3 protein-coding genes are annotated in these 6828 nt (G+C 54.2%); 2 read left to right on the top strand and 1 reads right to left on the bottom strand.

The features are described 5' to 3' along the window. Positions 1-1927 (bottom strand): glycosyltransferase (locus AD944_RS10515; protein ID WP_169796362.1); only part of this gene is annotated, 1927 nt, incomplete at its 3' end. A 182-nt stretch (positions 1928-2109) separates the two neighbouring features. Here AD944_RS10515 and AD944_RS10510 point away from each other — a divergent pair. Both AD944_RS10510 and AD944_RS10505 read left to right on the top strand, forming a co-directional pair. Continuing rightward, the gene (locus tag AD944_RS10510) at positions 2110-4986 is read left to right on the top strand and encodes a glycosyltransferase (protein ID WP_179946467.1); all 2877 of its coding nucleotides are present in this window, start codon (positions 2110-2112) and stop codon (positions 4984-4986) included. 376 nt (positions 4987-5362) lie between these two features. Beyond that, on the top strand, positions 5363-6796 hold the full coding sequence (locus tag AD944_RS10505; RefSeq protein WP_045541786.1) for a beta strand repeat-containing protein: 1434 nt from the start codon (positions 5363-5365) through the stop codon (positions 6794-6796). Positions 6797-6828: the final 32 nt, after the last annotated feature.

Here is a 6828-nt window from a genome sequence, read left to right as displayed (position 1 = left end):
CTAAGCCCGCATTGGCAGCGGAGCGCAAGACAAGCAGACGGTTGAAGCGATGGGTATGCTTTTCCGCCCACGCCACAACCAGGGACAGAGACCCATCGGTTGAGCCGTCATCCACGACAACAAGATCCAGCACAGGCAGCGTCTGAGCGGCCACACTTTCAAGCGCTTCCAGAATGAAATGTTCATAGTTGTAGGACGTGATCACTACACTCACGTCTGCCTGGTCCAGATGGTCGTGCAGAAAAAGTGTTTCACTTTCAGGCACAACAGGAATGAGGGGCGTTGTGTCCTGGGTGCGGGCAATCAATCGGGCATTGGCCTGAGCGGACTCCGTGCCTTGCCCCATGGACAGCACAGCGTCACGAGCCAGGAAGCTCAGACGTTCAGGGCCAAAAAACCACAAGGCACAGTGAAACGCATTGCGGGCCAGTTTCTGGCGCAAAGCCGGATCCTGAATGAGCATAAGCAGGACGTTGCGCCATTCCTCCGCCGTGCTGGCAAGGAACCCGTTTTGGCCATGCTGGATAATCCGCCGGAACGGGCCGGTGGGGGAGGCTATGGAGCAGACATTCCCAAGGGCTGCTTCAAAGAACTTGATCTCGCTTTTGGCTTCACAGAACACATTGCCGGCTTCAAGTGGAATGATGGAGATATCAAACCGCGCCATTTCAGCAGGAAGATCGACAAGCGGAACAAAGGTGCGCCATTCAATCTGATCTTCCAGTCCATTCAGTTCCGGAAATTCCTCCGTAAGGAGAAGAGGAAGAGTGTCATTCAGCGTGAACAGAACAAGCCTCAGTCGGTTATCTGCGCGCAACAGGTCGGCCATTACCTGTGAGACCAGCTTGAAATCACGCTGATGCGTGCGTGAGCCTGCGGCGTATCCAATACGGATAAGGCCATCAGGCCCGATAAGCTGCTTGCGGCGGGCGGCAAGGCGGCCCCGCTGCTGGGTTTCATGGTCAAAGGTGTTGGGGAGCACCAGAATGGGGTTCACTCCGGTCCGAAAAAGCTGATCAAGCAGTTCCACGGTTGTGGTGAAAGCCATGTCGCAGTCTTCAGCAGTTTTATGAAGATCTGTGAAAATCTGGCAGGTTGTTTCTTCCGTAACGGTGGCAGCGTGCCGAATGCCGTCAATAATCTCTATTTTGGCGAGATCCGGCCGGAAGACGAGATCATCAATGTCAAAAATGGTGGGTTTTCCCTGTTCCCGGAACAGGCGCAGCATGGTGCTGACATGCGGGCTGATCCGCGCACGCCAGATAACAAGGGCATCAGCCCAAAGAACATCATCCGGTCCCACAACTGGACACTCAAGCACGCGAACCTCAACGCCAGCCGAGGCAAAGGCTGCTGCCATACGTTCACACCGATAAATGCGGCCGGTTGTGTCCAATTCTCCTGCCACAAACAGGATTTTGCGTGGTCCGGTGTGAGCTGCGGGAAGAGGCAGGGACGACGGTGGTTGCGGTAGAGACGGAGGGAGGGGGGGAAGGGCTTCCAGAGCAGGTGCTTCAGGTAAGGCAGGGGAAACGGGTGGATATCGCAGGGTGCGCCAAAGGCGGCGCAGGCGGGATGGATGAGGGGTAAGCGTCCGGGTTGTTTCCAGGAGAGCCTTCTGGTGTTCGTTCAACTGGGTGGTGATGCGCTGAAAAGCGCGTTCATGCTCCCCCAGCGCCTGCTCGAGTTTTTGAATACGCCGTTCCTGCTCCACATTTTTGTGGCGTGAGGCCGCGAGTGCAGCCAAGGCATCTGCCAAGGCGATTCTGAGTGCACGGTTTTCGACTGTGCTGTTTGTCTGGGGGCTATTGGCGGGAGCCTGCGCCCGAAGAGGGAGAGAACCAGACTCTGGACGGGCAGGAAAAGGAGACGCCGTTTGCTCTGGCGGAAGGGCGGCAGAAACAGAGGCAGAGGGACGCTGAGGCATTCTCTTCTTTTCACTTTGAAAAAACGGCAAGCTGGGTCTGAAATCAAACAGACCAACTATCTCAGATATATATAAATCGTCAGAGATGTCCGTCAAAGTATGGGTTTCGGCAGGGTGGTCTGACATATTTATACGCACTCCCAGCCCGTCTGGCTGGGGTGCTACAGGCGTATCGTGTTTGTGTGGACAGTTTTGAGGAAGAACGGCATGATTCCGTCATGACAGACATGACGCATGATCCGCTTTCTTTGCAGGGTGTTAGAGAAAAGTCTCCGGAGGGGGAGGCTTCTGCCATTGATACCGCCCGGCTCCAGAAACAGCTTCAGTTGGCGGAAGATCTGGTGGTGGGCTATCGGGCGAGTGCACGACTGCATTCCCTCCGGTCAGATGGCATGTTTTCCGCTCTGGCATCCGAGCGCTATTACCGGAATCTGGAACGTACATCTCTGTCATGGAAAGTAACCATTCCCCTCCGGGCGGTCAGGTCTCTTGCGGCGGGGCGCATGCCCTCATCCGGACGTCCCGTGAAGGAGGTTGTTCAGCGTGTGCGTGAAATTGCGCGTACGGAAGGGTGGCGCGGTGTTGCGGAGCGTCTTCATGCCCGGTTGCCGGAAATGCCTCGTGTGGGGTTTTTCGGGCGGAGGTCCGAGCGCTCTCTTTCTAAAATGACTGAAAAAGAAAGCCGCAAGCGGGCGGAAGAGGTTTATCTTCACCCGCTTCCAGACCGGGTAACGGATGATTTTCAGCCGCTATTTCTGATTATTGCCGAACTTTCCATACCACAATGTGCCAAATACCGCGTGTGGCAACGTCAGGAGGAGTTGGAGAGCCTCGGTTGGCGTGTGGTTGTAGTGGAATGGTACGATATCGCACGGGCTCTTTCCCTGTTGCAGGTCTGTACCCGGGTGGTTTTTTACCGTGTGCCCGGAAACAAGGATGGCCTGCTTCTGATAGAAGAGGCGCATCGGCTTTCCCTTTCCCCGTGGTGGGAAGTGGATGATCTGATTTTTGATCCTGAATCCTATGAAAAAAACACCAATCTGAAGACACTTTCTGCCTCTGAACGGCGAAATGTGCTGGAGGGTGTGGTTTATTACAGAAAAGCGCTTCTGGCATGTGGTCGGGCCATAGCGTCCACACGGGGCTTGGCAGATGCCATGCGACAGGCTGGTGTGAGCGATGTTTCTGTAATTGAGAATGCGCTGGATGAGGAAACTCTTACGGAAGCAACGGCTCTTCAGGCACAGGCTGGGCAGAAGAAGGCAGAGGGCCAGAGTAGTATTCTTGTCTTCTACGGGTCTGGCACCAAAACACATGATATGGATTTTCGGGTTGCTGCTCCCGGTATTTTGGCGGCAATGCAGACAGACCCGCGCCTGCGATTGCAGATTGTTGGTGATTTGACCCTTCCATCTGAATTTGAGGCGCTGGGAGACCGGGTGGAAAAGCTGCAAGGACGGTCTTATCCTGCCTATTTGCAGCGTCTTGCGCAGGCGGATATCGCTATAGCTCCCTTGGAGCCAGGGCTTTTTAATGATGCAAAAAGCAACATAAAATATCTGGAAGCGGCCGTGCTCTCCATTCCTTCCGTTTGTTCCCCGGCGCAGGCCTTTACGGATGTTATTCAGACGGGAACCAATGGCTATCTGGCAGCCTCGCCAGAAGACTGGAAAACGGCTTTGCTGGCTTTGGCGGACGATGCGGCGCAGCGTCAGGCTATTGGCGAAAAAGCACATACGGACATCTTGGCGCGATACAGCCCTCAGGCCGTGGCGCAGCAGCAGGTTCTTCCCGTATTCGGCTTCCCGGTTCAACCGGTTTACACAAAACCGCGGGTTATGGTGGTCAATGTGTTCTTTGCTCCCCGTTCCTTTGGCGGAGCGACACTGGTTGCGGAAGAAATGGCGAAAGCCATGCAGCAGCGGGGTATGGATGTTGCGGTCATGACGTCTCGCCCTTCTCTAGCGGGGTTGCCAAACTCTGCTCTGCGCTATCAGGTACAGGGCATGCAGGCGCTTTCCGTTCCGGTGGAGGAAGACCCTATTTCCGGTCTGGATAACCCGGCTATTGCGGAAGTTTTCAGGAGTTGGGTCAAAGCCTGGCAGCCGGATATTGTGCATTTTCATGCCACCCAGGGGCTCGGAGCCTCCTTGGTGCGGGTCTGTCAGGAACTGGGTGTGCCGTATGTTGTCACGTTGCATGATGCCTGGTGGCTGTGCGAGCGCCAGTTCATGGTGCAGAAAAACGGACGGTACTGTTTCCAGAAAACAATTGATCTTCGGGTGTGTGAAGCCTGTGTGCCCGGCGTAAGGCACCTCACGGAGCGGGCGCTCATGATGCAGGAGTGCCTGAAATATGCAGCCCGCCTGCTGAGCCCCAGTCAGTCTCATCTTGAGTTGTATGCAGCAAATGGCGTGCCGACTGATCGGCTTGTTGTGAACAGGAACGGATTCGTCTGGCCTAAACGTCCGCATCTCAAGCATAAGCCGGGGGCTCCTCTTCGGTTCGGGTATGTGGGGGGGAATGAGGCTGTTAAAGGGTTTCCGCTCATCCGCAAGGCGTTCGAGTCTCTTGAAAGAACAGATTGGGAACTCGTGCTGGTCGATAATACGCTCAAGCTCGGCTTCAAATCGATTGATACAAGTTTATGGAGAGTTGGCGGCAAAGTGGATGTTATCCCGTCCTACCCATCAGACGAGAGTGATGATTTTTTTGATAGAATCGATGTTCTTCTCTTCCCCTCCCAGTGGAAGGAAAGTTTTGGCCTGACCGTGCGTGAAGCATTGGCGCGCGATGTCTGGGTTGTGACAACGTCTCCGGGTGGTCAATCGGAAGATGTGGTGGATGGCGTAAATGGTGCCTTCATCGAGCTTGATGGGCGGCCAGAAGGATTGAAGCACGCCATCAGCGCGTTGCTTGAGAAAGCAGCCATGCTGGAAAATTATGAGAACCCTCTCAAAAGCGCTCTTCCCACTTATGAGGCACAGGCGGATCAACTCCACAGTCTGTATCAGACGGTCATCTCTGAGGAAAAAGCGGAGACAAAACGCCAGTTCTGAGGGGGCAAAAGCAGCATTCTGTAATGTTTGTAATGTGTTTAGTCCCTGCTGTTGCAGTGATGAATGGGTGCTGCGGGCACGTTGATGGTACTATTATTCGCGTATTCGCATCTGTTGTTTGTACAGTGAAAGAAAAATAGCCCTGCATCTTGTTCCAATATTGTACACGGATGCTTTGTAACGTACGGTAAAAAAGTACTAACCGCTGTATCTGTTGTGAGACACCAGTGTTAAAAAAGAGAATATACAGGCCAAATACTCAAAATATGCTTGCAAGCTCGCCGATGATTCGCCTAGAACCAAACATGACAGAAGTATGCCGCTGTGAAGGTAAGGTTTTTTCGCGCCGCAGCGGAGAGTGAGAAGGACGAAATAAATGGCGATTATCACCGTTGTCGGTGCGTCAGGCGGACAGGTACAGGTTACCGTTGATGGTTCGCAGAACTCGACGTTCGTTAAGCAGGCCGAAGCTCTTTCCTCCAAGCTGAGCAGCGTTGTTGACACGCTTGATGCGCGTCATCTGACGCCAGGCACGAACAATGGCCAGGCAGGAAGCAACCAGGCTGGCTATGGGGTGATCACCTCTGCTGGTTCCTACAATGTTGCTGGCAACACCGAATGGCTGTCCATCGGGTCTGATTCTGCTGCTCAGCCGGGTTCGGCTCTGGCAGGATGGGTGAATGTTGATATCACCAAGGACACGGCACAGAACGTAACGGTTCTGGGCGGCACTGAAGCCGGTATCTCCTTCCGTGCAGGAAGCCAGAGCGGCACGTTCTTCGCTGGTTCCGGTGATAACCGCTTCCAGGGTAGCAACCTCAACACTGCCGGTAACTGGAACATCCTGACCGGTGACGGCAATGATGTTATCGATACGGGTGCAGGCAGCAACACGGTTGCAGCAGGCGCTGGTGATAACACCATCACGCTGGGCACGGGTGTCAACTACGTCCATTCCGATGGTCAGGACACCATTACCGCAACGGCAGGCACGCAGAACATCACCCTGAATGGTGCCAGCTCTGTTGTGCAGGTGGGTGCAAACTCCCTGGTTGTTGATAACAGCGCAGATGGTGAGCAGATCACTGTTGGCGGCGGAAGCACCGTTATCGGTGGCTCCAACGGCAATGATCCGACGGTTCAGCACACTTCCATCAACCTTGCCGGTTCTACCGGAACGGTTATTGGCGGCCAGCTGAACACCATTTCTGCTGCTTATGGTGACTTTGAAGTCTCCAACACCAATGCGGCCAATGTAGATGTCAGTGGTTCTCTGACCTTTATCCGTGGCACGGGCGTTACCACCATCACGGCTGGCCAGACCACCATCTTCGGTGCAAATGGTCTGGACGCGGTTGTCAACTCTACGGCTGGTACGTCTCTGTTTGTTGCAAACGAAGGCAACGAAACGCTGGATGGCGCTTCTTCTGCATTCGGTATTCATGCATTCGGCACCACCACCGGCACGGGCAACCAGCTTTTCATCGGTGGTTCTGCTAGCGATACGCTGGTTGGCGGTGTTGGCAATGCAACCCTGCAGGGTGGTTCCGGCGCAGCAAACGTGTTCGGCTTCCGTGATGGTATTGCCGGCGCTGACTACACCATTTCTGACTTTGGTAGCGCTGCAGGCAACTCTGTGCTGCTGGTTAACTATGGTTATACAGACGCAGATCTGCAGAAGGTTCTGGATAGCGCCTCACACAAAGATGGTAACACCACCGTCACGCTGTCTGACCAGAGCCAGATTACGTTTGTTGGCGTTGATAGCCTCAACACCAGCCAGTTCAATATTGCTAACAACGTTAAATAAAATCTCAGTTGAGGTTTTGAACGTTGTAGAAA

The organism is Acetobacter tropicalis (assembly GCF_001580915.1).
GTDB classification, from domain to species: Bacteria; Pseudomonadota; Alphaproteobacteria; order Acetobacterales; family Acetobacteraceae; genus Acetobacter; species Acetobacter tropicalis.
This window is presented reverse-complemented; position numbering and strand designations above follow the sequence as displayed.